24 protein-coding genes and 1 tRNA gene are annotated in these 25,297 nt (G+C 62.7%); 13 read left to right on the top strand and 12 right to left on the bottom strand.

Going from position 1 to position 25,297, the window contains the following annotated elements:
* Positions 1-65 precede the first annotated feature (65 nt).
* The 3 genes from dgcA to BLX42_RS09350 form a co-directional block, all read right to left on the bottom strand.
* A complete protein-coding gene (gene dgcA, locus BLX42_RS09360) occupies positions 66-2,126 on the bottom strand; it encodes a dimethylglycine demethylation protein DgcA (protein WP_046787505.1) in 2,061 nt (686 codons plus the stop codon).
* 15 nt (positions 2,127-2,141) lie between these two features.
* Positions 2,142-2,672, bottom strand: coding sequence for a DUF5943 domain-containing protein (locus BLX42_RS09355; RefSeq protein ID WP_012316656.1), 531 nt, complete (start codon positions 2,670-2,672; stop codon positions 2,142-2,144).
* Between the two features lie 77 nt (positions 2,673-2,749).
* Positions 2,750-3,727, bottom strand: coding sequence for a dipeptidase (locus tag BLX42_RS09350; RefSeq protein ID WP_003257506.1), 978 nt, complete (start codon positions 3,725-3,727; stop codon positions 2,750-2,752).
* A gap of 285 nt (positions 3,728-4,012) precedes the next feature.
* Between BLX42_RS09350 and BLX42_RS09345 the strand changes: the two genes are divergently transcribed.
* On the top strand, positions 4,013-4,414 hold the full coding sequence (locus tag BLX42_RS09345; protein ID WP_161871648.1) for a lysozyme inhibitor LprI family protein: 402 nt from the start codon (positions 4,013-4,015) through the stop codon (positions 4,412-4,414).
* Between the two features lie 57 nt (positions 4,415-4,471).
* On the opposite strand, the gene BLX42_RS09340 is transcribed toward BLX42_RS09345, so the two are convergent.
* The gene (locus BLX42_RS09340) at positions 4,472-5,416 is read right to left on the bottom strand and encodes a GlxA family transcriptional regulator (RefSeq protein WP_161871647.1); all 945 of its coding nucleotides are present in this window, start codon (positions 5,414-5,416) and stop codon (positions 4,472-4,474) included.
* Between the two features lie 146 nt (positions 5,417-5,562).
* On the opposite strand from BLX42_RS09340, the gene choX reads away from it, so the two are divergent.
* The 5 genes from choX (at position 5,563) to BLX42_RS09315 (ending at position 9,536) form a co-directional block, all read left to right on the top strand.
* Complete coding sequence (gene choX / locus BLX42_RS09335) at positions 5,563-6,507, top strand: choline ABC transporter substrate-binding protein (RefSeq protein ID WP_046787502.1); 945 nt, start codon at positions 5,563-5,565, stop codon at positions 6,505-6,507.
* A 166-nt stretch (positions 6,508-6,673) separates the two neighbouring features.
* A complete protein-coding gene (locus BLX42_RS09330; RefSeq protein WP_161871646.1) occupies positions 6,674-7,558 on the top strand; it encodes a 3-keto-5-aminohexanoate cleavage protein in 885 nt (294 codons plus the stop codon).
* Positions 7,559-7,574: 16 nt separating this feature from the next.
* Complete coding sequence (locus BLX42_RS09325) at positions 7,575-8,540, top strand: L-carnitine dehydrogenase (protein ID WP_161871645.1); 966 nt, start codon at positions 7,575-7,577, stop codon at positions 8,538-8,540.
* A 10-nt stretch (positions 8,541-8,550) separates the two neighbouring features.
* Positions 8,551-9,024, top strand: coding sequence for a thioesterase family protein (locus BLX42_RS09320; protein ID WP_115273095.1), 474 nt, complete (start codon positions 8,551-8,553; stop codon positions 9,022-9,024).
* Between the two features lie 254 nt (positions 9,025-9,278).
* A complete protein-coding gene (locus BLX42_RS09315; RefSeq protein ID WP_039604371.1) occupies positions 9,279-9,536 on the top strand; it encodes a hypothetical protein in 258 nt (85 codons plus the stop codon).
* Between the two features lie 129 nt (positions 9,537-9,665).
* Here BLX42_RS09315 and BLX42_RS09310 read toward each other — a convergent pair whose 3' ends face one another.
* Positions 9,666-10,772 carry a GlxA family transcriptional regulator gene (locus tag BLX42_RS09310; protein WP_115273096.1) on the bottom strand — a complete coding sequence of 369 codons (1,107 nt, stop codon included), beginning with the start codon at positions 10,770-10,772 and terminating at the stop codon, positions 9,666-9,668.
* A 391-nt stretch (positions 10,773-11,163) separates the two neighbouring features.
* On the bottom strand, positions 11,164-12,540 hold the full coding sequence (locus tag BLX42_RS09305; RefSeq protein ID WP_115273097.1) for an L-serine ammonia-lyase: 1,377 nt from the start codon (positions 12,538-12,540) through the stop codon (positions 11,164-11,166).
* 441 nt (positions 12,541-12,981) lie between these two features.
* Here BLX42_RS09305 and BLX42_RS09300 point away from each other — a divergent pair, with 441 nt between their 5' ends.
* The 3 genes from BLX42_RS09300 (at position 12,982) to choV (ending at position 16,034) form a co-directional block, all read left to right on the top strand.
* Positions 12,982-13,929 carry a choline ABC transporter substrate-binding protein gene (locus BLX42_RS09300; protein WP_046788304.1) on the top strand — a complete coding sequence of 316 codons (948 nt, stop codon included), beginning with the start codon at positions 12,982-12,984 and terminating at the stop codon, positions 13,927-13,929.
* An 81-nt stretch (positions 13,930-14,010) separates the two neighbouring features.
* Positions 14,011-14,859 carry a choline ABC transporter permease subunit gene (choW, locus tag BLX42_RS09295; protein ID WP_177010808.1) on the top strand — a complete coding sequence of 283 codons (849 nt, stop codon included), beginning with the start codon at positions 14,011-14,013 and terminating at the stop codon, positions 14,857-14,859.
* Positions 14,856-16,034, top strand: a complete 1,179-nt coding sequence (choV, locus tag BLX42_RS09290; RefSeq protein WP_046788302.1) for a choline ABC transporter ATP-binding protein — start codon at positions 14,856-14,858, stop codon at positions 16,032-16,034. Before choW ends, choV begins: the two co-directional genes overlap by 4 nt.
* A 111-nt stretch (positions 16,035-16,145) precedes the next feature.
* Here choV and hisF read toward each other — a convergent pair whose 3' ends face one another.
* From hisF to BLX42_RS09260, 6 genes are all read right to left on the bottom strand, one after another.
* Positions 16,146-16,916: an imidazole glycerol phosphate synthase subunit HisF gene (hisF, locus tag BLX42_RS09285; RefSeq protein WP_161871644.1), complete on the bottom strand. Its 771-nt coding sequence runs from the start codon at positions 16,914-16,916 to the stop codon at positions 16,146-16,148.
* Positions 16,917-16,926: 10 nt separating this feature from the next.
* A complete protein-coding gene (hisA, locus tag BLX42_RS09280) occupies positions 16,927-17,664 on the bottom strand; it encodes a 1-(5-phosphoribosyl)-5-[(5-phosphoribosylamino)methylideneamino]imidazole-4-carboxamide isomerase (protein WP_161871643.1) in 738 nt (245 codons plus the stop codon).
* A gap of 112 nt (positions 17,665-17,776) precedes the next feature.
* Positions 17,777-18,037: a DUF2164 domain-containing protein gene (locus BLX42_RS09275; protein ID WP_012316674.1), complete on the bottom strand. Its 261-nt coding sequence runs from the start codon at positions 18,035-18,037 to the stop codon at positions 17,777-17,779.
* Positions 18,038-18,676, bottom strand: a complete 639-nt coding sequence (hisH, locus tag BLX42_RS09270) for an imidazole glycerol phosphate synthase subunit HisH (RefSeq protein ID WP_161871642.1) — start codon at positions 18,674-18,676, stop codon at positions 18,038-18,040. It abuts the gene before it with no gap.
* Positions 18,677-19,270 carry an imidazoleglycerol-phosphate dehydratase HisB gene (gene hisB / locus BLX42_RS09265; protein WP_012316676.1) on the bottom strand — a complete coding sequence of 198 codons (594 nt, stop codon included), beginning with the start codon at positions 19,268-19,270 and terminating at the stop codon, positions 18,677-18,679.
* 233 nt (positions 19,271-19,503) lie between these two features.
* Positions 19,504-21,162, bottom strand: a complete 1,659-nt coding sequence (locus BLX42_RS09260; RefSeq protein WP_046788301.1) for an OFA family MFS transporter — start codon at positions 21,160-21,162, stop codon at positions 19,504-19,506.
* Between the two features lie 370 nt (positions 21,163-21,532).
* Here BLX42_RS09260 and BLX42_RS09255 point away from each other — a divergent pair, with 370 nt between their 5' ends.
* The 4 genes from BLX42_RS09255 to BLX42_RS09240 all read left to right on the top strand — a co-directional run bounded on the left by BLX42_RS09255 (position 21,533) and on the right by BLX42_RS09240 (position 25,275).
* Positions 21,533-23,776 (top strand): AsmA family protein, encoded by a 2,244-nt coding sequence (locus tag BLX42_RS09255; protein WP_046788300.1) that lies wholly within the window; start codon positions 21,533-21,535, stop codon positions 23,774-23,776.
* Entirely contained in the window at positions 23,773-24,840 is a 1,068-nt protein-coding gene (gene mutY, locus BLX42_RS09250) for an A/G-specific adenine glycosylase (RefSeq protein ID WP_161871641.1), read from the top strand. The genes BLX42_RS09255 and mutY overlap by 4 nt, the downstream gene beginning before the upstream one ends.
* A complete protein-coding gene (locus tag BLX42_RS09245; protein ID WP_012316680.1) occupies positions 24,837-25,109 on the top strand; it encodes an oxidative damage protection protein in 273 nt (90 codons plus the stop codon). Before mutY ends, BLX42_RS09245 begins: the two co-directional genes overlap by 4 nt.
* A gap of 90 nt (positions 25,110-25,199) precedes the next feature.
* Positions 25,200-25,275, top strand: a tRNA-Phe gene (locus tag BLX42_RS09240).
* Positions 25,276-25,297: the final 22 nt, after the last annotated feature.

Genomic DNA, 25,297 nt, shown 5'->3' with positions numbered 1-25,297 from the left:
CCCTTTCGCGACACAAGGCCGCTCCTACACGGGGGGCCGGTCCCGCCCCTAGAGAGGCGGTGCGATCAGAAATCCTTGCACAGGCGCAAGGCGTCGTAGATCGCCGCATGTACGTTGCGCTGGGCCACGCAGTCGCCGATGCGGTACAGCAGGTAGCCCTCGCCCGGCTGGCTGAGGATCGGCTGTGGCTTGATGGCGAACAGCGCCTCCACGTCGATCTGGCCCTTGTTGCGCGAGCCTTCCTTGAGCGCGTAGTACAGCGCTTCGTCAGGGCGCACACCGTTCTCGACCACCACCTGGTCGACCACGCGCTCTTCCTTGGCGCCGGTGTATTCGTTCTCCAGCACCGCCACCAGCTTGTCGCCTTCGCGGTAGACCTTTTCCAGCATCATGTCGCCAGTCATGATCACTTCTTTGGGGTACATGCTGCGGTAATAGGTCGGGAAGCTGGTACCGCCCATGGCCACGCCCGGCTTGATGTCGTCGGTGACGATTTCGACCTGGCTGCCCTTGTCGGCGATGAAGTCGGCCACCGACATGCCGGTGAATTCGCAGATGGTGTCGTACACCAGCACGTTCTTGCCCGGCGCAACCTTGCCGTCGAGCACGTCCCAGCTGCTGACCACCAAGCCTTCGGCAGCGCCCCAGTGCTCGTTCTGTTCCAGGAACGAGTGCCCGCCTACTGCCAGCACGATGACGTCCGGGCGCAGGTCTTCAATGGTCGCCACGTCAGCGGCAGTACCCAGGCGCAGGTCGACCTTCAGGCGTGCCAGCTCCAGCTGGTACCAGCGGGTGATACCGGCAATCTGGTCACGCTGCGGCGCCTTGGCGGCAATGGTGATCTGCCCGCCGATCTGGTCCTTTTTCTCGAACAGGGTCACGTCGTGGCCGCGTTCGGCAGCAACGCGCGCCGCTTCCATGCCGGCAGGGCCGGCGCCGACCACCACCACCTTGCGCTTGACGCCGGTGGTCTTCTCGATGATGTGCGGCACGCCCATGTATTCACGGGAGGTCGCGGCGTTCTGGATGCACAGCACATCCAGGCCCTGGTACTGGCGGTCGATGCAGTAGTTGGCACCGACACACTGCTTGATCTGGTCGATCTGGCCCATCTTGATCTTGGCGATCAGGTGCGGGTCGGCGATGTGCGCACGGGTCATGCCGACCATGTCCACGTAGCCGCCTTCGAGGATACGCGTGGCCTGGTTCGGGTCTTTGATGTTCTGCGCATGCAGCACCGGGACCTTGACCACTTCCTTGATGCCGGCTGCCAGGTGCAGGAACGGCTCTGGCGGGTAGCTCATGTTGGGAATGACGTTGGCCAGGGTGTTGTGGGTATCGCAACCCGAGCCGACCACGCCGATGAAGTCGATCATGCCGGTAGCATCGTAGTAGGCGGCGATCTGCTTCATGTCCTCGTGGCTGAGGCCATCGGGGTGGAACTCGTCACCACAGATACGCATGCCCACGCAGAAGTCGTCGCCGACTTCGGCGCGCACCGCCTTGAGCACTTCCATGCCGAACTTCATGCGGCCTTCGAAGGTGCCGCCCCACTCGTCAGTACGTTTGTTGACCCGCGGGCTCCAGAACTGGTCGATCATGTGCTGGTGCACAGCCGAAAGCTCGACACCGTCCAGGCCGCCCTCTTTTGCGCGCCGCGCAGCCTGCGCGTAATTGCCGATCACCCGCCAGATCTCCTCCACCTCGATGGTCTTGCAGGTGGCGCGGTGCACGGGTTCACGGATGCCGGAAGGCGACATCAGGGTCGGCCAGTTGAAACCGTCCCAGCGCGAGCGGCGGCCCATGTGAGTAATCTGGATCATGATCTTGGCGCCATGCTTGTGCATGGCGTCGGCCAGGTTCTGGAAGTGCGGGATGATGCGGTCGGTCGACAGGTTGACCGACGACCACCATTCCTGCGGGCTGTCGATGGCCACCACGGACGAGCCGCCGCAGATCGCCAGGCCGATGCCACCCTTGGCCTTCTCTTCGTAGTACTTCACATAGCGGTCGGTGGTCATGCCGCCGTCAGTGGCGTAGACCTCGGCGTGCGCGGTGCTGAGCACGCGGTTGCGGATGGTCAGTTTGCCGATCTGGATCGGCTGGAACATTGCTTCGAATGCCATGACGCTATCTCCGGCTTACAACGGCTTTGTAACGAACAGGCCATCTTCGTGGCCTTCTTCCGACCCGCCATAGACCTGCTCGGCCACGGTGCGGATCGAGCTGCCACGGGCAGCGAGAATCTGGTCCATTGCGCCGGCGAACCAGCCGGTGAACATGTAGTCGACCTTGCGGCCGCACTTGCCATACACGTACACGAACGCCGAGTGCTTGAGCTTGACGCTGCAGGTGCCTTTGTCCAGGTCGATGTCCTGGATCTCGAACAGGCCCCAGCCACGCTGGGACAGGCGCTTCATGTAGTGCTCGAACACCGCCACGCCTTCCAGGCCATGGCACTCGGCTTCCTTCTCGCACCAGTGCCAGGCCGACTTGTAGCCTGCCTTGTAGAGGATCTCGGCATAGGCGTCGGCACCCAGCACTTCCTCGATGCCCATGTGGTTGTTGACGAAGAAATGGCGCGGTACATACAGCATCGGCAAGGCGTCGCTGGTCCAGACACCGGTTTCGCTGTCGACTTCGATTGGCAATTGCGGGGCGATCTTGGCCATGGAAACTCAACTCCATAAAAATTTGTTTTTGGCTGCCCCGACGTTGCTGGCCGGGGCCTTAAGGCTTGGAGAGCGGCTTACTCGCCCCAGACGTCCTTGAGAACGTTTACCCAGTTCTCGCCCATGATCTTGCGCACCACACGCTCGGAATGGCCGCGCTTGAGCAAGGTCTCGGTGAGGTTGGGGAACTCGCCGACGGTGCGGATGCCCAGCGGGTTGATGATCTTGCCGAAATTGGTCAGGCGACGGGCGTAACCCTTGTCGTGGGTCAGGTACTCGAAGAAGTCCTGGCCGTGGCCCTGGGTGAAGTCGGTGCCGATGCCGATGGCGTCTTCACCGACGATGTTCATGGTGTACTCGATGGCTTCGGCGTAGTCGTCGATGGTGGAGTCGATGCCCTTGGCCAGGAACGGCGCGAACATGGTCACGCCGACGAAGCCGCCATGGTCGGCGATGAACTTCAGCTCTTCATCCGATTTGTTGCGCGGGTGTTCTTTGAGGCCCGAGGGCAAGCAGTGGGAGTAGCAGACCGGTTTTTTCGACTCCAGGATGACCTCTTCGGAAGTCTTGGAGCCAACGTGGGACAGGTCGCACATGATGCCCACGCGGTTCATCTCGGCGACGATCTCGCGGCCGAAACCGGACAGCCCGCCATCACGCTCATAGCAGCCTGTACCGACCAGGTTCTGGGTGTTGTAGCACATCTGCACGATGCCCACGCCCAGCTGCTTGAACACATCCACGTAGGCAATCTGGTCTTCGAAGGCGTGAGCATTCTGGAAGCCGAAGAGGATACCGGTCTTGCCCAGTTCCTTGGCCTTGCGGATGTCGGCGGTAGTGCGCACTGGCATCACCAGGTCGCTGTTGTCGCGGATCAGCTTCTGGCTGGCAGCGATGTTGTCGACGGTGGCCTTGAAGCCTTCCCAGACCGACACCGTGCAGTTGGCTGCGGTCAGCCCGCCTTTGCGCATGTCCTCGAACAGTTCGCGGTTCCACTTGGCGATGATCAAACCGTCGATAACGATGCTGTCGGCGTGAAGCTCGGCTGGGCTCATCAGGCTGTCCCCTTTTATTGAGTGGGTTCGTGCCGAACGTTGTGCCGGCGCTTTGGGGCCAGCATATGCCTGTGCCCAAGGGCGCCCCGATGCAAAAACGACAGGGGGTTTGCCGAAAGCGTCAATGCGCGACATGACCGCGTCTGGCATGCCGTTCGGGGATGCGAGACAGTCTCGATAACGACCCTTTGCGGCCGTTGCATGAACATTTGCCTGGGGAGCTATCGCCAACTCTGCAGCTGAGCGAGAATCTTGGCGATTCGACAGCCTGTTGAGGAGAAACGGATGAAATCAATGGCATGGCTGGTGCTGCTGGCCATCATGAGCGGGGCCCAGGCCGGTGAGGAAGAAAGCACGCCTTGCGACAATGTCGAGACCGACCAGCAGATGTTCGCCTGCGCGGCATTCAACAAGCAGACCGCCGAGCGTGAGCTGAAGTCGGCTTACGATGACCTGATCCAACGTATTGGCGACCAGTATGCCGACGAAGCGGAAAAGGCCAACGCGCTCAGCGGGCGCATGGAAGCGGCTGAAAAGCTCTGGACGCAGCTGCGTGATGCCGATTGCAAGGTCGAGACTTACGCCGAACAGCCTGGCAGCAAGGCGTTTGAAGCCGCATGGAATAACTGCGTGGCGCAGCGCAGTGATGACCGCTCGGAATACCTGCAGTCCATAGGGCAGCAGTAAACATCGACTTGCAACGCAATCCCCACGTAGGAGCGGCCAGCGCCCGGGCGCGGATCTTCATACCGTTCTGGCCAACCGATCCTCCCGGGGGCAGCGTTCGTACCGCGCCCGGTAGCAGCGGGTAAAATACGACGCCGACTCGAACCCACACGCCACCGCCACCTCCAGCACACTCATCTCAGTCTGGCGCAACAACTGCCGTGCCTTGTCCAGCCGCAGGCGCAGATAAAAGCCGCTTGGTGTGTCATTCAGGTGCAGGCGGAACAGCCGCTCCAGCTGCCGCCGGGTCACCTGCACCGCATCGGCCAGCACCTGCGTATTGAGCGGCTGCTCGGTGTTGCGCTCCATCTCGCCAATCACCTTCACCAGCTTCTTGTTGCTGATGCCATAGCGGCTGGCAATCTGCATGCGCTGGTGGTCCTGGCGCGGGCGTATACGCCCGAGCACGAACTGCTCCGATACCTGCACCGCCAGCTCGCTGCCGTGGGCCTGGGCGATCAGGTCGAGCATCAGGTCGATAGAAGCCGTGCCCCCGGCGCAGGTGATGCGCCGACGGTCGATCTCGAACAGCTCCTGGGTCGCCTGCAAGCGTGGGTAGCGCTCCTTGAAGGCGTCCAGCGCTTCCCAGTGCAGGGTGGCGCGATGGCCGTCGAGCAGGCCCGCCTCGGCCAGCACCACGGGGCCAGTGTCGATCCCGCCAAGGATGACCCCTTCGTGATCGAGGCGGCGCAACGCCTGCTGCAACGCAGGGCCGTAGCTGGCCAGCGGATCGAAGCCGGCGACGATCAACAATATTGCGCCCGCCTCTCCTTCTCCCAGCGCGCCATCGGCATTCACCGACATGCCATTACTGGCCTCCACCGCGCCGCCATCCAGGCTCAGCACCCGCCAGCGGTACGACGGCGCCTTGAACCGGTTGGCCACGCGCAACGGCTCCAGGGCACTGATGAAGCCCATGGCCGAGAACCCCGGCAGCAGCAGGAAATGGATCAGTTGCGGCATTGCTTGCTCCACGTCACAGGTGGTCGCTTCCGTGCAAGTGTTGGTCGCCAGGGTGCGATTTTCCACCCTGGCGCCAGCGTAGCGTATTCACACGGTCCGCAGAGGCCGCCCTCAATAACAATATGCACTGCCGATGGAGAGCCACCATGCACAGCTTGATCCGCCGCAGCCTGTTGTCCCTTGCCCTGAGCAGCATCGTTGCCACACCGCTTTTCGCCGCAGAACCTGCGGCCTGCAAGAACGTACGCCTTGGCGTGGTCAACTGGACCGACGTCATCGCCACCAGCGCCATGGCGCAAGTGTTGCTCGACGGCCTGGGTTACCAGACCAAACAGACCAGCGCCTCGCAGCAGATCATCTTTGCCGGCATCCGCGACAAGCGCCTGGACATGTTCCTGGGTTACTGGAACCCGATCATGACCCAGACCATCACGCCGTTCATCGATGCCCAGCAGGTCAAGGTGCTCGACGCACCCAGCCTGGAAGATGCCCGGGCCACCTTGGCCGTACCCAAGTACCTGGCCGACAAAGGCCTGAAGAGCTTCGCAGATATCCACAAGTTCGAGAAAGAGCTGGGCGGCAAGATCTACGGCATCGAGCCCGGGTCCGGCGCCAACACCCAGATCAAGGCGATGATCGCCAAGAACCAGTTCGGCCTGGGCAAGTTCCAGCTGGTCGAGTCCAGCGAGGCCGGCATGCTCGCCGCAGTCGACCGCGCCGTGCGCCGCAAGCAGGCCGTGGTGTTCTTCGGCTGGGCGCCGCACCCGATGAACGTGAACATCGACATGGTCTACCTGGGTGACAGCCAGGACGCCCTGGGCCCTGACGAAGGCCGCGCCACGGTGTGGACCGTCACCGCACCGGACTACGCCCAACGCTGCCCCAACGCCCATCGCCTGCTGGCCAACCTGAAATTCAGCGCCGAAGACGAGAGCCGCATGATGCAGCCGCTGCTCGACCACAAGGACGCGCTGGAGTCGGCCCGCCAGTGGCTCAAGGACCACCCCGAGGACAAGGCGCGCTGGCTTGAAGGGGTAACCACCTTCGATGGCAAGCCTGCGGCGGACAACCTCAAGCTCACCGCCAACTGACAGGGCCTCATCGCCTGTAGGAGCGGCCTTGCGTCGCGAAAGGGCCGCAACGCGGCCCCAGGATCTGTGCGCGCTGCACAAACCCAAGGGCCGCTATGCGCCCCCTTCGCGACACAAGGCCGCTCCTACGCCGATTGGGCCACCACAACCCTGACAAGGAACCACCATGAACCACGACGTCATCATCACCTGCGCCCTCACCGGCGCCGGCGACACGGTCGCCAAGAGCCACCTGGTCCCGGTCACCCCCAAGCAGATCGCCGAAGCCGCCGTAGAGGCCGCCAAAGCCGGCGCCACCGTGGTCCACTGCCACGTCCGCGACCCGCAAACCGGCCGTTTCAGCCGCGACGTGAACCTGTACCGCGAGGTCATGGAACGCATCCGCGAAGCCGACGTGGACATCATCGTCAACCTCACCGCCGGCATGGGCGGCGACCTGGAAATCGGCCCGGGCGAGTCGCCCATGGAATTTGGCCCGGGCACCGACCTGATCGGCCCGCTGGAGCGCCTGGCCCACATCGAAGCACTGCTGCCGGAAATCTGCACGCTCGATTGCGGCACCCTCAACTTCGGCGACGGCAACGCCATCTACGTCTCCACACCGGCGCAATTGCGCGCCGGCGCCAAACGCATCACCGAACTGGGCGTAAAAGCCGAACTGGAAATCTTCGACACCGGCCACCTGTGGTTCGCCAAGCAGATGATCAAGGAAGGCCTGCTGCATGACCCGCTGTTCCAGCTGTGCCTGGGCATACCGTGGGGCGCGCCGGCCGACACCACCACCATGAAAGCCATGGTCGACAACCTGCCTGCCGACGTCACCTGGGCCGGCTTCGGTATCGGCCGCATGCAGATGCCCATGGCGGCACAGGCGGTGCTGCTGGGCGGCAACGTACGGGTGGGCCTTGAAGACAACCTGTACCTGGACAAAGGCGTGTTAGCCAGCAATGGCCAACTGGTAGAGCGCGCGAGCGAAATCATCACCCGCATGGGTGGGCGCATCCTCACCCCGGCAGAAGGCCGGGAAAAAATGAACCTCAAACGCCGCTGATACCCCGGAGTCCGATATGCCTTTCATCACCGAGATCAAGACCTTCGCCGCCCTGGGTAGCGGCGTGATCGGCAGCGGCTGGGTTGCCCGCGCGCTGGCCCATGGCCTGGATGTGGTCGCCTGGGACCCGGCACCCGGCGCCGAGCAGGCCCTGCGCAAGCGTGTCGCCAACGCCTGGCCGGCACTGGAAAAACAAGGCCTGGCACCTGGAGCGGCGCAGGACCGCTTGAAGTTCGTCGCCACCATCGAGGAATGCGTGCGTGACGCCGACTTCATCCAGGAAAGCGCACCCGAACGCCTGGACCTCAAGCTCGACCTGCATGCAAAGATCAGCGCCGCGGCCAAGCCGAACGCGATCATCGGCTCCAGTACCTCGGGGCTGTTGCCCAGCGAGTTCTATGAGTCCTCCACTCACCCCGAACGCTGCGTGGTCGGCCACCCGTTCAACCCGGTCTACCTGCTGCCATTGGTGGAAATCGTCGGCGGTAACCGTACTTCGCCTGAGGCGATCGACGCCGCAAAAACCATCTACACCGCGCTCGGCATGCGCCCGCTACACGTGCGCAAGGAAGTCCCCGGCTTCATCGCCGACCGCCTGCTTGAAGCGCTGTGGCGCGAAGCGCTGCACCTGGTCAACGACGGTGTGGCTACTACTGGCGAAATCGATGATGCCATCCGCTTCGGCGCTGGCCTGCGCTGGTCGTTCATGGGCACGTTCCTGACCTACACCCTGGCCGGTGGCGATGCCGGCATGCGCCACTTCATGTCGCAGTTCGGCCCGGCGCTGAAACTGCCCTGGACCTACCTGCCGGCACCGGAGCTTACCGACAAGCTGATCGACGATGTGGTGGACGGCACCGCCGAGCAACTGGGCGAACGCAGCATCGCCGCGCTGGAGCGCTATCGTGATGACACCCTGCTGGCGGTGCTGGAAGCGGTGAGGACCAGCAAGGCCAGCCACGGCATGTCGTTCAGCGACTGAGGAGACCACGATGCCAGCACTGATCACCTACCGCACCCCAGTCCAGGAGGACTGGGTCGACTACAACGGCCACCTGCGCGATGCCTATTACCTGCTGATCTTCAGCTACGCCACCGATGCGCTGATGGAGCGCATCGGCCTGGATGCCGATAGCCGTGGGCAGAGTGGGCATTCGCTGTTCACCCTGGAGGCGCACATCAACTATTTGCATGAAGTGAAGCTTGGCACTGATGTGTGGGTGCAGACGCAGATCATCGGGTTCGACAAGAAGCGCCTGCACGTTTACCACAGCCTGCACCGCGCAGGGTTCGACGAAGCGCTGGCGGCCAGCGAGCAGATGCTGCTGCATGTGGACCTGGCAGGGCCGAAGGCGGCGCCGTTCAGCGAGGGCAGCATGGCATTGCTGCAGGGCCTGGTGGATGAACAGCGTCATCTTCCAGCGCCAGCCTATGTGGGACGTGTGATTGGCCTGCCCAAAAAATAACCCCGCAAAGCCGTGAGCCAGCGGGGCCAAGAGCGAGCAACATCCACTGTGCATGTGTGAGGGTGACCAAACCCTGCGGTACCGTGAATGAGGCCAGTGTGCGTTCTTCCCGGCACTGGGAATTAGCCGGGAACGACCTGTTCTTAGCCAAAGCAGTCATGCCGGCATTCTGTGGTTGCGGCCGTGTCGCTGGCGACACAGAATCGGTCGTAAATCACAGCAGCACTCTTTTCGCGATAAAAGGGACAACAGCCATGATGCATGCGGATTTGATTGATCAGGACGACCTCGCCGGCCAACTGCGCGCGCGCGGCTTCGACATCCCTGCCGGGGCCAGTGCCGAGCAGGCCTGCGAGGCGGTGGTGCGTGGGCTGACCGAGCCTAACGCGCGGGCGCTCAAGGGCATGGTCGAGCAAATGTACACAGGCAGTGCGACGATTCTGCCGGCGGTGCGCCAGGCGATCGACAAGCAGTTGCTGCCAGCGCTTGCAAGTTTCAACAAGCGCGCCTGATCGCGTATTTCTGAACGGGCCTCATCGCCGGCAAGCCGGCTCCCACAGATTCACACCAATCTCAGGCTTGGTGGTGAACCTGTGGGAGCCGGCTTGCCGGCGATTGGGCTGCAAAGCAGCCCCGGGACGTCAGAGCCTCACACTGGCAAAGGTCGACTCGTTGCGCGCCTGGCTCAATGCAGCCATCGGCCCGCTGTGCGGCGACAGAGTCATGGCCTGCGGAATCGGCATCATCGCTACCTGTTGTGCAGTATTCGAACCTACTCGTTCATCACGCGGCGGTATGCCGAAGTACTCGCGGTAGCACTTGGAGAAGTGCGGGGTGGACACGAAGCCGCACACCGAGGCCACTTCGATGATCGACATCGGGGTCTGCTTGAGCAATTGCCGCGCGCGAATCAGGCGCAGCTTGAGGTAATAGCGCGACGGCGAACAATGCAGGTACTTCTGGAACAGGCGCTCAAGCTGGCGACGTGACACGGCCACGTACACGGCCAGTTCGTCGAGGTCGATCGGCTCTTCCAGGTTGGCCTCCATCAGCGCGACGATTTCCTGCAGCTTCGGCTGGTTGGTGCCCAGCATGTGCTTGAGCGGCACGCGCTGGTGGTCCTGTTCGTTGCGAATGCGCTCGTAGACGAACATCTCCGAAATGGCCGCCGACAGTTCGCGACCATGATCGCGGCTGATCAGGTGCAGCATCATGTCCAGCGGCGCGGTGCCGCCAGAGCTGGTGAAGCGGTTGCGGTCGAGGGTGAACAGGCGAGTGCTCATGTTGACCCGCGGGAATGCCTCCTGCATCGACGCCAGGCATTCCCAATGCACGCTGCAGTCGAAACCGTCGAGCAGGCCGGCACAGGCCAGCGCCCAGCTGCCGGTACACACAGCGCCCAAACGGCGCGACTGACGGGCCTGGGCCTGCAGCCAGGTGACATGCTCACGGGTGACCGAACGCTGGATACCGACGCCACCGCAGACGATCACGGTGTCGATGGGAGGGGCGTTGGCGATGGCGGCGTCCGGGGTGATCTGCAAGCCATCGCTGGCCCAGACCTGGCCGCCATCGACGGTCAGCGTATGCCAGCGATACAGCTCACGGCCCGAAAGCTGGTTGGCCATGCGCAGCGGCTCGACGGCCGATGCCAGGGAAATCAGGGTGAAGTTGTCCAGTAGGAGAAACCCGATGGACTGGGGTGCTGTGCGGTTCTGGGTTGGATTCCCGGAGGTGTACGACGTCATCGCGATTTCTCCTCACACAAATACAGGGCGTGCCTCAGGCGGGCACTATTTTTTTTGTCATGGCCCCGGTTCATGTGCGGGGGCTTTACCAATCTCAACGCAAGGGCCGTGCCTGAAATTGAACGGCCATCCAAAAAAACCCAAAAACGACGCCTTTTTTCAGCAATTCGGGCTCGGCGGTCGGGTTGTGTAAAAAACCCAAACCGGCGGGCCAGCGCCTTTGCGTGTCACTTATGAGCAAATTGGTGACACGCTCAAGGCAGGTTGCCCAGAAACGACACTGTTTAGTGTCACCGACAATGGCAACACTGATCGCGACACCCGACGATCGGCTGATGCGAAGACGCCCCAAAACGGGGCGTCCTGACGAGCGTAGCGCACAGTCAGCGCATCAACATTCGATGACGCTGACCGCCAGGCCGCCGCGCGAGGTCTCTTTGTACTTGTCATGCATGTCGGCGCCGGTGTCGCGCATGGTGCGGATCACCTGGTCCAGGGAGATGAAGTGCTCGCCGTCACCGCGAAGAGCCATCTGCACAGCGTTGATGGCTTTTACAGCCGCAATGGCGTTGCGCTCGATGCAGGGCACCTGCACCAGGCCACCGACCGGGTCGCAGGTCAGGCCAAGGTTGTGCTCCAGGGCGATCTCGGCGGCATTCTCCACCTGCGGCGGGGTCGCCCCCAGCACCTCGGCAAGGCCCGCCGCCGCCATGGCGCACGCTGACCCGACCTCACCCTGGCAACCCACTTCGGCACCTGAAATCGATGCGTTCTTTTTGCAAAGGATGCCCACTGCGGCGGCGGCCAGGAAGAAGTCGACCACGTTGGACTCGTCGACCTCATCGCTGAAGCGCATGTAGTAGTGCAGCACCGCCGGGATGATGCCGGCCGCGCCATTGGTGGGCGCAGTAACCATGCGCCCGCCCGCGGCGTTCTCTTCGTTGACCGCCAGGGCGAACAGGTTGACCCACTCCATGGCACTCATGGTCGAGCCGATCACATTGGGCTTGCCGATCTCCTGCAGGCTGCGGTGCAGCCTGGCCGCGCGGCGGCGCACGTTCAGCCCGCCGGGCAGCGTGCCTTCATGCTTGAGGCCGTTGTGCACGCATTCCTGCATGGCTTGCCAGAGCGTGTGCAGGCCGGTGCGGATCTCTTGCTCGCTGCGCCAGACCTTCTCGTTGGCCATCATCAATTGCGACACGCTGAGGTCGTTTTGCTTGCACAGGCGCAGCAGCTCTGCGGCACTGTTGAAATCGTACGGCAGCACCGTCTGGTCGGCATCCAGCACACCACTGGCGGCCTGGGCGGCGTCGACCACAAAACCACCTCCCACCGAGTAGTACGTGTCACGGTGCAGCTCGCCCTGCTCGCCTTCGGCGATCAGGGTCATGGCATTGGGGTGGTACGGCAGGTTCTCGTCCAGCAGCAGCATGTCACGGGCCCAGACGAATTCGATGGGCAACCGGTTATCCAGCTTCAGGGTGTTGGTTTCGCGCAGGTCGGCGATGCGTGGGACGATCTGGGCCGGGTCGATGGCGTCCGGCCATTCGCCCATCAGGCCCATGATGGTGGCGTGGTCAGAGCCGTGGCCAATACCGGTGGCCGACAGCGAACCGTACAACCGCACCTGCACCCTTTTCACCTGCTCAAGCTCGCCGCGCTCACGCAGCCCTTGGACAAACAGGGCGCCTGCACGCATGGGGCCGACGGTATGGGAGCTGGAGGGCCCGACTCCGATCTTGAACAGGTCGAACACGCTGATGGCCATTGTCGCTACACCTCTTGCTGGGCTTGTCTCTGCGCGCCATGCGCAGGGCGGGGCAACTGCTAGGCTGAAGCTGCGAGCCGCCACGAATGCACGCATCATCGGGCTTTTACGCCCCCCTTCGCCGTCTGCAACCGACGTACTTTTGTCCAGCAGCGCCGCGCTGTTTGAGCTGTATGTGCGCCGCTTTCGGGCGCTCTGATGACGGAAAAATACGCAGGCAGGGGAGGAAAAAGCCATATGCGACATCGCCAGTACTCAAAGCGACCCGTTCCGTACTGGTTACGACCCCACCAGTAGGCGATTGCCCGGCGCTGGTGGATTATCAAAAGCGACTCGTATTGCACGGCCTCGCATCCTGCCCTCTGCAGGCCTGGTTGACCGGACCCTGAGAAAGCCCGGCAGCCCTCGCGAACCCGAAGATAAAATCACAGGAGTCCATCCATGAAAGGTTCACCCTCGCTGTTGCTGGCCGCGTTGCTGTCCGCCCCCTTGCTGGCCCAGGCCGCAGAGCCCGAGCAGTGTCAGACGGTACGTTTTTCTGATGTCGGCTGGACCGACATCACGGTAACCACCGCGACCACCAGCGTTGTGCTCGAAGCACTGGGCTACAAGACCCACACCACCATGATTTCGGTACCGGTGACCTACAAGTCGCTGGCCACCGGCAAGGACCTGGACGTGTTTCTCGGCAACTGGATGCCGACCATGGAAAACGACATCAAGCAGTACCGTGATGCCGGTACTGTCGAAACCGTGCGGGCCAACCTGGAAAACGCCAAGTACACCTTGGCCGTGCCTCAGTCGCTGTACGACAAGGGCCTCAAGGACTTTGCCGACATTCCCAAGTTCAAGAAGGAACTGGACGGCAAGATCTACGGCATCGAACCGGGCAACGACGGCAACCGCACCATCCAGAGCATGATCGACAAGAACGCCTTCGGCCTGAAGGACGCCGGTTTCAAGATCGTGCAGTCCAGTGAGGCCGGCATGCTGTCCCAGGTCGACAGGTCGCAGAAGCGCGGGGAGGCGATCGTATTCCTCGGCTGGGAACCTCACCCGATGAACACCCGCTTCAAGATGCAGTACCTGACCGGCGGGGACGACTTTTTCGGCCCTGAATTGGGCAAGGCAACCGTGCTGACCAATACCCGCAAGGGCTATGTGCAGGAGTGCAGCAACGTAGGGCAACTGCTCAAGAACCTGTCGTTCGAGCTCAAGGATGAAAGCACCATGATGGGCTATGTCCTGGACGACAAGATGAAACCCGAGGCAGCTGCCAAGAAGTGGCTCAAGGACAACCCAGGCAAGCTGGACGCCTGGCTCGCCGGGGTGACCACCGTGGACGGCAAACCCGGCCTTGAGGCGGCCAAAGCCAAACTGACGCAATAACGCAAGACGCCAAGGCAACACCGCGGGGCGGGACCGTGCTCGCCCCGGACTGATTTCAATCTTTGCAGGTGGAAGCTCGCTATCATGCTTATCGATCAGAAAATACCCCTGGGTCAGTACATCGCGTCATTCGTCGAATGGCTGACCCAGAATGGCGCCGATTACTTCGACGCCATCGCCCAAGGCCTGGAATTCATGATCCATGGCGTCACCAGCACCCTGACCTGGTTCAACCCGTTCGTCCTCATCGCCCTGTTCGCCGCCCTCGCGCACCTGATCCAGCGTAAATGGGCACTGACGGTGTTCGTCGCCCTCTCCTTTCTGCTGATCCTCAACCTGGGGTACTGGCAGGAGACCATGGAAACCCTGGCACAAGTCACCTTTGCCACCGTGGTCTGTGTGGCCATCGGCGTGCCGCTGGGTATCGTCGCCGCGCACAAACCGATGTTCTACACCGTGATGCGCCCGGTGCTCGACCTGATGCAGACGGTGCCGACCTTCGTTTACCTGATCCCTACCCTGACCCTGTTCGGCCTGGGTGTGGTGCCTGGGCTGATCTCCACGGTGGTGTTCGCCATCGCCGCGCCGATTCGCCTGACCTATCTGGGCATCTGCGACGTCCCGCAGGAGCTGCTGGACGCCGGCAAGGCCTTCGGCTGCTCGCGGCGCCAGTTGCTGACCCGCATCGAACTGCCCCACGCGATGCCCAGCATCGCCGCCGGTGTCACCCAGTGCATCATGCTGTCGCTGTCGATGGTGGTGATCGCCGCCCTGGTGGGTGCCGACGGCCTGGGCAAACCCGTGGTCAACGCACTGAACACCGCCGATATTTCCCTGGGCTTCGAAGCGGGCCTGGCGATCGTACTGCTGGCCATCATGCTCGACCGTATCTGCAAGCAACCGGAAGTCACGGCAAGGGGTGAAGCATGAGCATCATTCGTTTCGAAGACGTCGACGTCATCTTCTCCAACAAGCCGCGCGAGGCCCTGGCACTACTCGACCAGGGCAAGACCCGCGAGCAGATCCTCAAGCAGACCGGCCTTGTGGTCGGCGTCGAAAAGGCCAACCTGGACATCAACAAGGGCGAGATCTGTGTGCTGATGGGCTTGTCCGGCTCGGGCAAGTCGAGCCTGCTGCGCTGCATCAACGGCCTGAACACCGTCAGCCGCGGCAAGCTGTTCGTCGAGCACGAAGGCCAGCACATCGACATTGCCCACTGCACCCCGGCGGAGCTCAAGATGATGCGCACCAAGCGCATCGCCATGGTGTTCCAGAAGTTCGCCCTGATGCCCTGGCTGACGGTGCGCGAGAACATCAGCTTTGGCCTGGAAATGCAGGGCCGCCCTGAAAAGGAACGGCGCAAGCTGGTCGACGAGAAGCTCGAGCTGGTGGGGTTGACCCAGTGGCGCAACAAGAAGCCGGACGAACTCTCCGGCGGCATGCAGCAGCGCGTGGGCCTGGCCCGGGCGCTGGCCATGGACGCCGACATCCTGCTGATGGACGAACCGTTCTCGGCCCTCGACCCGCTGATCCGCCAGGGCCTGCAGGACGAGCTGCTGGAGCTGCAGCGCAAGCTCAACAAGACCATCGTGTTCGTCAGCCACGACCTGGACGAAGCGCTCAAGCTGGGCAGCCGCATCGCCATCATGAAAGATGGGCGGATCATCCAGTACAGCAAGCCCGAGGAAATCGTGCTCAACCCGGCGGACGAGTATGTGCGCACCTTCGTGGCCCACACCAACCCGCTGAACGTGCTGTGCGGCCGCAGCCTGATGCGCACCCTGGACAACTGCAAGCGGATCAACGGTTCGGTGTGCCTGGACCCAGGCATCGACTCGTGGCTGGACCTGGGCGAAGGAGGCTCGCTCAAGCGTGCACGCCAGGGGCAGAACGGGCTGGACCTGCAGAACTGGGCGCCAGGGGAGGATGTCGAGTTGCTGGAACGCCGGCCTACGCTGGTCAACGCCGATATCGGCATGCGCGAGGCGCTGCAGATCCGTTACCAGACCGGCAACAAGCTGGTGCTGCAGGATAACGACAAGGTGGTGGGGATACTTGGGGATACCGAGCTCTATCACGCGCTGCTTGGCAAGAACCACGGGTGATGCAACTGGGGCCGCTGTGCGGCCCTTTCGCGACACAAGGCCGCTCCTACCGGGGATCTGTAGGCGCGGCCTTGTGTCGCGAAAGGAGGGCAAAGCCCTCCCAACAATCCATCAGCGAACGACGATACCGCGTGCAGCCATGTAGGCCTTGGCCTCCGGCACCGTGTACTCACCGAAGTGGAAGATGCTCGCCGCCAGCACCGCGCTGGCATGCCCTTCCAGAATCCCGTCAGCCAGGTGCTGCAAGTTACCCACACCACCCGAAGCGATCACCGGAATGCCCAGCGCATCGCTGATGGCGCGGGTCACACCCAGGTCAAAACCGTTCTTCATGCCGTCCTGGTCCATGCTGGTCAGCAGGATCTCACCGGCCCCCAGGGCTTCCATCTTCTTCGCCCACTCGACGGCGTCCAGCCCGGTCGGCTTGCGCCCACCATGGGTGAAGATTTCCCAGCGCGGCGCTTCACCGGGCGCTGACACCTTCTTGGCATCGATGGCCACCACGATGCACTGCGAACCGAAACGGTCGGCAGCCTCACCCACGAACTCTGGGTTGAACACCGCAGCGGTGTTGATCGAAACCTTGTCGGCACCGGCATTGAGCAGGTTGCGGATGTCCTGCACGGTACGCACGCCACCGCCCACGGTCAGCGGGATGAACACCTGGCTGGCCATGCGCTCGACGGTATGCAGGGTGGTGTCGCGGCCATCGACGCTGGCGGTGATGTCGAGGAAGGTGATTTCGTCGGCACCCTGCTCGTTGTAGCGACGGGCAATTTCCACCGGGTCGCCGGCATCACGAATGTTCTCGAACTTGACGCCCTTGACCACCCGGCCGTTGTCCACGTCCAGGCAAGGGATGATGCGCTTGGCCAGTGCCATGGTTCAGTCCTCAGCCTTTATAGTTGTCGCAGAAGGCCTGGGCCTCGGCGACATCGAGGGTGCCTTCGTAGATGGCACGGCCAGTGATGGCACCGACGATGCCTGGAGCCTTGGCGTCCAGCAGGGTCTTGATGTCACCCAGGTTGTGGATGCCGCCCGAGGCGATCACCGGGATCGTGGTGGCCGCTGCCAGCGCTGCGGTGAATGGCACGTTGCAACCCTGCATCATGCCGTCCTTGGCGATGTCGGTGTAGACGATCGCCGAGACGCCATCGGCCTCGAAACGCTTGGCCAGGTCGATGACCTGCACCGAGCTCACTTCAGCCCAGCCGTCGGTGGCGACGAAACCGTCCTTGGCGTCCAGGCCGACGATGACCTTGCCGGGGAAGGCCTTGCACGCTTCGGCGACGAACTCTGGCTGCTTGACTGCCTTGGTGCCGATGATCACATAGCTGACGCCGGCCTTGACGTAGTGCTCGATGGTTTCCAGCGACCGGATGCCGCCGCCGATCTGGATCGGCAGGTTCGGGTAACGCTTGGCGATGGCGGTGACCACCTCACCGTTGACCGGCTGGCCTTCGAAGGCGCCGTTGAGGTCGACCAGGTGCAGGCGGCGGCAACCACCCTCGACCCACTTGGCGGCCATGCTCACCGGGTCGTCGGAAAATACCGTGGAGTCTTCCATGCGGCCCTGGCGCAGGCGCACGCAGGCACCGTCCTTCAGATCGATAGCGGGGATAATCAGCATGCTCTTTCCTTCGTCAATTCAAGCGGCAAGCTGCAAGCGACAAGCTGCAAGCATGCGCGTCGTGTTTTCGATGGCGGTCCAGCTTTGGCTTACAGCTTGAGGCTTGAAGCTTTCAGCTTTTTTCCAACGCCCACAGGTCGCTCTCGATGCTCTCGAACCGCTCCTTGAGGTGCAGCTGAACATCGGCAATCGCCCTGTTGTAGTAATGGGGTGCAATCTCTTTGCTGAACACGTCGAGGACCTCAGCCACCTCGAACGACCCCAGCTGCAACTCGAAGCGGTCTTCGAGGAAGCGCTTGAGGGTGTCGAGCGCTTCGCGCTCCTGCTCGGGGGCCAGGGTGATGACGGGGGCCTTGGTCTTCGACCTGCTCATTTACCAGCGCCCGTCCCAGGCGACGAAGTTCTGCAGCAGTTGCAGGCCATGGGTATGGCTCTTCTCCGGGTGGAACTGCACGGCAAAGCGCGAGCCCTCGGCCAGCGCGGCAGCGAAGTCGACGCCATAATGGCCGCGGCCGACCACCTGGCCCGGCTTGCCGGCATTGATGTAGTAGCTGTGCACGAAATAGAAGCGCGCACGATCAGAGATGTCGTGCCACAGCGGGTGGTCGACGGCCTGGGTGACTTCGTTCCAGCCCATGTGCGGCACTTTCAGGTGCTCACCACCTTCCTGCAGGTCTTTACCGAAGAAGCGCACCTGGCCAGGGAACAGGCCGATGCAGTCGACACCGTCGTTTTCTTCGCTGTGGTCCAGCAGCGCCTGCATGCCGACACAGATGCCTAGGAACGGCCGGTCCAGGCTGACTTCACGCACCAGGCTGTCGAAGCCCAGGCGGCGGATTTCGGCCATGCAGTCGCGAATCGCGCCCACGCCCGGGAACACCACACGGTCAGCCTCGCGAATCACCGCAGCATCGCTGGTGACCAGCACCTTGCCAGCGCCGACATGCTCGAGCGCCTTGGCCACCGAGTGCAGGTTGCCCATGCCATAGTCGATTACGGCTACCGTCTGCATTTACAGGCATCCCTTGGTCGATGGCATCTGCCCGGCCATGCGCTCGTCCTGGGTCACGGCCATGCGCAGGGCACGACCAAAGGCCTTGAACACGGTTTCGATCTGGTGGTGGGTATTATGGCCACGCAGGTTGTCGATGTGCAGGGTAACCAAGGCATGGTTGACGAAGCCCTGGAAGAACTCCTGGAACAGGTCGACATCGAAGCCGCCAACGGTGGCGCGGGTGTACGGCACGTGCATCTGCAGGCCTGGGCGGCCGGAGAAGTCGATGACTACACGCGACAGCGCTTCGTCCAGCGGCACATAGGCATGGCCGTAACGGAAGATGCCTTTCTTGTCACCGATGGCCTGGGCGAATGCCTGGCCCAGCGTGATACCGACGTCTTCGACGGTATGGTGATCGTCGATATGCAGGTCACCCTTGCACTCGATATCCAGATCGATCAGCCCGTGTCGGGCAATCTGGTCGAGCATGTGTTCAAGGAAAGGCACGCCGATATCGAATCGGGCCTTGCCACTGCCATCGAGGTTGATCGAGCACTTGACCTGGGTTTCCAGGGTATTGCGCTCGACGGAAGCCTTACGTTCGACCATCACCAGCTCCGCAAAATCATTGGGCGAAAAGGGCTCCATTATAGGCCCAGAACGCTCAAGCTTGGAACGCGGATGACATATGGCATTGCAAGGGGCTGCTCCGCAGCCCGATCGCCGGCAAGCCGGCCCCCAGAGGCCTCCACAAAACTCATGCTTGGTGGAGAAGCTTGCAGGAGCCGGCTTGCCGGCGATGAGGCCATCACAGCCAGCCAGTCAGCTGGCTGTCATGCACCTCAGTGGAACAACACCGCCGTCTTCTGCAGGGTAATCCACACCCCCCAGGCCAGCGGAATCACCACCACCGCCCAAGCGATCAGCACCAGCGGCAGGCTGCCAGGTGCAGCGTGCCACTCCAGCGAACGCGCGCCGTCGGCGCCTTTGTCGTGGCTCAGGGCACGCTCGGCCGCAAGCTCGGCATCGCTCATGAAGTGCTTGTCGGCCACCGGGCGCACCAGCAGGTTGCAGACAAAGCCCAGCACCAGCAGGCCAGCGAGGATGTACAGGGTCATGTCATAAGCCGCCGCACGTTCCACACCCGCCGCCAGCTGGTACTCACGCAGGTAAGTGATCAGCACCGGGCCCAGCACGCCGGCAGCGGCCCAGGCCGTCAACAGGCGACCGTGGATGGCACCGACCATCTGCGTACCGAACAGGTCGGCCAGGTAGGCCGGCACTGTGGCGAAACCACCGCCGTACATGGACAGGATGATGCAGAACGCCGCCACGAACAGTGCCACGTTGCCCAGGTGGCCCATGTTCGGCACCAGGCTGTAGAGGCCCACACCCAAGGCGAAGAAGGCGAAGTAGGTGTTCTTGCGGCCGATGTAGTCCGAGAACGATGCCCAGAAGAACCGCCCGCCGATGTTGAACAGGCTGAGCAGGCCGGTGAAGCCAGCGGCAATGGCGGCAATCTGCGCCAATTGTGCAGCGTTCAGCTCGCTGAAGCGCAGCTCGTTGCCCAGCAGTTTGCCGGCAAACACTTCCTGCAGCAGTGGCGACGCCATGCCCAGGATGCCGATGCCCGCAGAAACGTTCAGGCACAGCACCAGCCAGATCAGCGCGAACTGCGGGGTTTTCCAGGCAACGCTGACGTGCACGTGACGGTCGGTGACCATCGCATTGGCTTTCTTCACCGGCGCGGTCCAGCCTTCAGGCTTCCAGCCGGTCGGCGGCACGCGGTACGCCAGGGCGCCAGCGGTCATGAACACGAAGTAGATCGCCGCCATCACCACGAAGCTCTGCCACACACCCACTTCATGCTCATTGCCGAAGTGCCCCATCAGCGCAGTGGCCAACGGTGCACCGACCATGGCGCCGCCGCCAAAGCCCATGATCGCCATGCCAGTGGCCATGCCGCGCTTGTCCGGGAACCACTTGATCAGGGTCGAAACCGGCGAGATGTAGCCCAGGCCCAGGCCAATACCGCCGATCACGCCGGAGCCCAGCCACATCAGCCATAGCTGGTGGGTCTTCACGCCAATTGCCGAAATCAGCATGCCGCCGCACCAGCACAGGGCCGACACCAGGCCAGCCTTGCGCGGCCCGGCGTGTTCCAGCCAACCGCCCAGCACCGCTGCCGAGCAACCTAGGAACACGAAGAACAGGGTGTAGATCCAGCTCAGCATGGAAATGGGCCAGTCGCACTCGGCGCTGAACATGCGGGCAATGAAGCCCATGTCCGCCGAGCACGCTACCGGGGCCGTGATGCCGATGGCCTGGGACAGCGGCAGCCAGAAGACGGAAAAACCGTAGGCCATGCCGATGCATAGGTGGATGGCCAACGCGGCCGGGGGTACCAACCAGCGGTTGAAGCCCGGGCGGGCGATGATGCGCTCCTTCGACAGGAAGCTTGGCGCGCTGGCCACTGCTCCTGCCGTGATACTGCTGTTCATGGATGTGATCCTTATGTAGGTAGACGATGCATGCGCATTGAATGCCCGGCTCTTCTGGTTGCACGTAAGGCTCGGCCGTTTCAGGGCAACGTCCCGCGACAATACGTCGCGGCCGCTTCGCAGGCGGCGAAAGAGTACCAGTTCGCCTATGACATGAAAGCAATCTGATATCGTTATTTTTTGCCCGGCTGAATCGGTATTGCTGCCAAGTCAGCAAAAAGGAACTGCCCAAACCACAACTGTCGAAAGCCACAACAGCTGATCAATTGGTAGGAAATGCTCTGTATCTCTTGTCGAATACTCTGGGCATACCACTGCGGCGCTATACTCTGGCGCTTGAAAATCAAATACGGACTACAAGGACTCGCCCATGAAAGCGTTCGGCAAACTCCTGGGACTGGGGCTTCTCGGGTTGCTGCTGATCATCGTGGCGCTGGGCTTCGCCCTGACCCACCTCTTCGATCCCAACGACTATAAAGACGAGATCCGCCAGTTGGCGCGCGACAAGGCCCACGTCGAGCTGACCCTCAATGGCGACATCGGCTGGAGCCTGTTCCCGTGGCTGGGCCTGGAGCTTCACGAAGCCAGCATCGCCACCCTGAACAAGCCCAAGGAACCGTTCGCCGACCTGCAGATGCTTGGCCTGTCGGTACGCGTGCTGCCCTTGCTGCGCCGTGAAGTGCAGATGAGCGATGTGCGCGTCGAAGGCCTGAACCTGACCCTGAACCGTGATGAACAGGGCCATGGCAACTGGGAAGACATCGGCAAGCCGCTGCCTGCGCAAACCGACCCAACCGCCAGTGCACCTGCGCCTGCCGAGCAGCCCGGCGCACCTGCAGAGGGCAGCAGCGAACGTGCGGTCAAGCTCGACATCGACAGCCTGACCGTGAACAACGCCCGTGTGCACTTCAGCGATGCCAAGACCGGCCAGAGCTACAGCGCCGAAAGCATCCAGCTGAGCACCGGCCCGATTCACGAGGGCGCGAACATCCCGCTCAAGGCCAGCGCCTTCCTCAGCGCCAGCCAGCCGAACATGAAGGCACGCACCGAACTTGCCGGCGAGCTGCGCTTTGACCGCAAGCTCAAGCGCTACAACTTCGAGGACATGCGCCTGTCTGGCGAAACCTCGGGCGAGCCTCTGGCCGGCAAGACCATGACCTTCGCGGCCCAAGGCCAGCTGTTGGTCGACATGGCAGCCAACGTCGCCTCCTGGAATGGCCTGAAAATCTCGGCCAACCAGCTGCGCGCCCTTGGCGAGCTGAACCTGCGCGACCTGGACAAGACGCCGCAGCTCAGCGGTGGGCTGTCCATCGCCCAGTTCGACCTGCGCACCTTCCTCGATGGCGTCGGCCATCCGCTGCCGGCCACCAACGACCCCGCCGCCTTCAACAAGCTGGAGCTGGTCAGCCGCCTGCAGGGCACGCCAAGCAGCCTGGCCCTGGAAGACCTCGCCGTAAAACTCGACGACAGCACCTTCAGCGGCCGCGTTGCCGTCGAGGACTTTGCCAAGCAAGCCCTGCGCGTGCAGCTCAAGGCCGACAAGTTCGACGCCGACCGCTACATGCCGGCCAAGAGCGAAGCAGCCAAGGGTGCCACAGCAGCGCGCCAGAACGAGGTCAAGCAACAGGAAGCCAGCGCCATCGCCGGTGCCGGCAGTTCGCCGCTGCCAAACGCGCCCACCCAGGTTGCCTGGAGCAACGACAAGCTGCTGCCGGTGGACCGCCTTCGCACGCTCGACCTGCAGGCCGACCTGGCCTTCGGCTCACTGACCCTGGACAAGCTGCCGATCAGCGACGCGCAGCTGCAAGCGAACGGCCAGGGCGGCCTGATCACCTTGCAAACCTTGCGCGGTGGCCTTTACGACGGCAGCTTCGAAGCCAAGGGCACCGTAGATGTGCGCCCAGCCGTGCCGCAGATCGGCGTCAATACCAAGATCAACCGCGTGCCGGTGGAGCACTTCATCAAGGCTGAAGACAAAGACCAGGCCCCGCCGGTCAAAGGCCTGCTGACCCTGACCAGCGACCTGACAGCCACCGGTAACAGCCAGAAGGCACTGGTGGACACCCTCAACGGCAATGCAAACTTCACCATCAACGACGGCGTGCTGGTCAACGCCAACCTGGAACAGCAGCTCTGCCAGGCCATCGCCACGCTCAACCGCAAGACGCTCAGCGGCGAACCACGCGGCAAGGACACGCCGTTCGAAGAACTGCGCGGCAGTCTGGTGGTGCGCAACGGCGTGGCCAGCAACCCGGACCTCAAGGCGCGCATCCCAGGCCTTACCGTCAACGGCCACGGCGACCTTGACCTGCGCGTGCTGGGCATGGACTACAACGTCGGCGTGATCGTCGAAGGTGATCAGCGTGCCATGCCCGACCCGGCCTGCCAGGTCAACGAGCGTTACGTCGGCGTCGAACTGCCGCTGCGTTGCCGTGGCCCGCTGGAGCTTGGCGCCAAGGCCTGCCGCCTGGACCAGGACGGCCTGGGCAAGGTTGCCGCCAAACTGGCCGGCAACCGCCTCAAAGACAAGATCGATGAAAAGCTCGATGAAAAACTCGGAGACAAAGTGAGCCCAGAATTGAAAGACGCGCTCAAGGGGCTGTTCAAGCGATGAGCCCTGCGCAGTTCTCCAGCGCCGTGCTGGACTGGTACGACCAGCACGGCCGACACGACCTGCCCTGGCAACAGAGCATCAACCCTTACCGGGTGTGGGTGTCGGAAATCATGCTGCAACAGACCCAGGTCAGCACCGTGCTGAACTACTTCGACCGCTTCATGCAGGCCCTGCCCACCGTGCAGGCGCTGGCCGACGCCCCGGAAGACGAGGTGCTGCACCTGTGGACCGGCCTGGGTTACTACACCCGTGCACGCAACCTGCAGAAGGCCGCCAGGATCGTCGTCGAGCAACACGGCGGCGAGTTCCCGCGCAGTGTCGAACAGCTTACCGAGCTACCAGGTATCGGCCGCTCCACCGCCGGTGCCATTGCCAGCATCAGCATGGGTATCCGTGCGCCGATCCTGGACGGCAATGTCAAACGCGTGCTGGCCCGCTTTACCGCCCAGGCCGGCTACCCGGGCGAACCGAAGGTGGCCAATGCCCTGTGGGCCACTGCCGAGCGCTTTACCCCGCAACAGCGCGCCAACCACTACACCCAGGCGATGATGGACCTGGGCGCCACGCTGTGCACCCGCAGCAAGCCAAGTTGCCTGCTGTGCCCCGTGCGCAGCGGCTGCGAAGCGCACTTGCACGGCGAGGAAACGCGCTACCCCGAGCCCAAACCGCGCAAGGCCCTGCCCCAGCGGCGCACCCTGATGCCGCTGTTGGCCAACAATGAAGGCGCGATCCTGCTTTACCGCCGCCCGTCCAGCGGCCTCTGGGGTGGCCTGTGGAGCCTGCCCGAGCTGGACGCCATCGAGCAGCTCGATGACCTGGCCTACCAACACGGCCTGCGCCTGGCCGAAAGCCGCGCGCTGGACGGCCTGACCCATACCTTCAGCCATTTCCAGCTGGCGATCGAGCCATGGCTGGTGCGTGTCGACCCGGTCGGCCAGCACGTGGCCGAGGCCGACTGGCTCTGGTATAACCTCGCCACCCCGCCGCGCCTGGGCCTCGCCGCCCCGGTCAAAAAGCTGCTCAAACGCGCGGCCGACGAACTGATTGCAGGAGATGCCCGATGACCCGCACCGTGATGTGCCGCAAATACAAAGAACAACTGCCAGGCCTGGAGCGCCCGCCTTACCCCGGCGCCAAGGGCCAGGACATCTTCGAGCACATCTCGCAGCAAGCCTGGGCCGACTGGCAGAAGCACCAGACCATGCTGATCAACGAGAAGCGCCTGAACATGATGAACGCCGAGGACCGCAAGTACCTTCAGGGCGAGATGGACAAGTTTTTCGCCGGCGAAGATTACGCGCAGGCGGAAGGTTACGTTCCACCGGCCGAATGACCCCAAAAATCGTAAGCGACGGAATTAATTTAAAATTTTTTCAAAAAGTCGTTGACGAGCGGTCTGGAAATCTATTTAATTCACCTCGTCGCCCAGATAGCTCAGTCGGTAGAGCAGAGGATTGAAAATCCTCGTGTCGGCGGTTCGACTCCGTCTCTGGGCACCACCTTCAGCTTCTGGTGGTTGCA

Source organism: Pseudomonas sp. SG-MS2 (genome assembly GCF_009933855.1).
In the GTDB taxonomy this organism is placed as follows: Bacteria; Pseudomonadota; Gammaproteobacteria; order Pseudomonadales; family Pseudomonadaceae; genus Aquipseudomonas; species Aquipseudomonas putida_E.
The sequence above is the reverse complement of the archived record's forward strand: the minus strand, read 5'-3'. Positions and strand labels throughout refer to the sequence as shown.

Bases quoted from the DNA above. Each gene is read 5' to 3' on its own strand.
- hisF (WP_161871644.1), bottom strand. From the start codon at position 16,916: ATGGCACTGGCCAAGCGCATCATCCCTTGCCTGGACGTGGACAACGGC.
- choV (WP_046788302.1), top strand. From the start codon at position 14,856: ATGAGCATCATTCGTTTCGAAGACGTCGACGTCATCTTCTCCAACAAG.
- BLX42_RS09260 (WP_046788301.1), bottom strand. From the start codon at position 21,162: ATGAACAGCAGTATCACGGCAGGAGCAGTGGCCAGCGCGCCAAGCTTC.
- BLX42_RS09330 (WP_161871646.1), top strand. From the start codon at position 6,674: ATGAACCACGACGTCATCATCACCTGCGCCCTCACCGGCGCCGGCGAC.
- BLX42_RS09275 (WP_012316674.1), bottom strand. From the start codon at position 18,037: ATGAGCAGGTCGAAGACCAAGGCCCCCGTCATCACCCTGGCCCCCGAG.
- hisA (WP_161871643.1), bottom strand. From the start codon at position 17,664: ATGCTGATTATCCCCGCTATCGATCTGAAGGACGGTGCCTGCGTGCGC.
- BLX42_RS09310 (WP_115273096.1), bottom strand. From the start codon at position 10,772: ATGACGTCGTACACCTCCGGGAATCCAACCCAGAACCGCACAGCACCC.
- BLX42_RS09300 (WP_046788304.1), top strand. From the start codon at position 12,982: ATGAAAGGTTCACCCTCGCTGTTGCTGGCCGCGTTGCTGTCCGCCCCC.
- BLX42_RS09320 (WP_115273095.1), top strand. From the start codon at position 8,551: ATGCCAGCACTGATCACCTACCGCACCCCAGTCCAGGAGGACTGGGTC.
- BLX42_RS09355 (WP_012316656.1), bottom strand. From the start codon at position 2,672: ATGGCCAAGATCGCCCCGCAATTGCCAATCGAAGTCGACAGCGAAACC.
- mutY (WP_161871641.1), top strand. From the start codon at position 23,773: ATGAGCCCTGCGCAGTTCTCCAGCGCCGTGCTGGACTGGTACGACCAG.
- hisH (WP_161871642.1), bottom strand. From the start codon at position 18,676: ATGCAGACGGTAGCCGTAATCGACTATGGCATGGGCAACCTGCACTCG.
- BLX42_RS09325 (WP_161871645.1), top strand. From the start codon at position 7,575: ATGCCTTTCATCACCGAGATCAAGACCTTCGCCGCCCTGGGTAGCGGC.
- BLX42_RS09350 (WP_003257506.1), bottom strand. From the start codon at position 3,727: ATGAGCCCAGCCGAGCTTCACGCCGACAGCATCGTTATCGACGGTTTG.
- BLX42_RS09345 (WP_161871648.1), top strand. From the start codon at position 4,013: ATGAAATCAATGGCATGGCTGGTGCTGCTGGCCATCATGAGCGGGGCC.
- choX (WP_046787502.1), top strand. From the start codon at position 5,563: ATGCACAGCTTGATCCGCCGCAGCCTGTTGTCCCTTGCCCTGAGCAGC.
- BLX42_RS09315 (WP_039604371.1), top strand. From the start codon at position 9,279: ATGATGCATGCGGATTTGATTGATCAGGACGACCTCGCCGGCCAACTG.
- BLX42_RS09255 (WP_046788300.1), top strand. From the start codon at position 21,533: ATGAAAGCGTTCGGCAAACTCCTGGGACTGGGGCTTCTCGGGTTGCTG.
- hisB (WP_012316676.1), bottom strand. From the start codon at position 19,270: ATGGTCGAACGTAAGGCTTCCGTCGAGCGCAATACCCTGGAAACCCAG.
- BLX42_RS09305 (WP_115273097.1), bottom strand. From the start codon at position 12,540: ATGGCCATCAGCGTGTTCGACCTGTTCAAGATCGGAGTCGGGCCCTCC.
- dgcA (WP_046787505.1), bottom strand. From the start codon at position 2,126: ATGGCATTCGAAGCAATGTTCCAGCCGATCCAGATCGGCAAACTGACC.
- BLX42_RS09245 (WP_012316680.1), top strand. From the start codon at position 24,837: ATGACCCGCACCGTGATGTGCCGCAAATACAAAGAACAACTGCCAGGC.
- BLX42_RS09340 (WP_161871647.1), bottom strand. From the start codon at position 5,416: ATGCCGCAACTGATCCATTTCCTGCTGCTGCCGGGGTTCTCGGCCATG.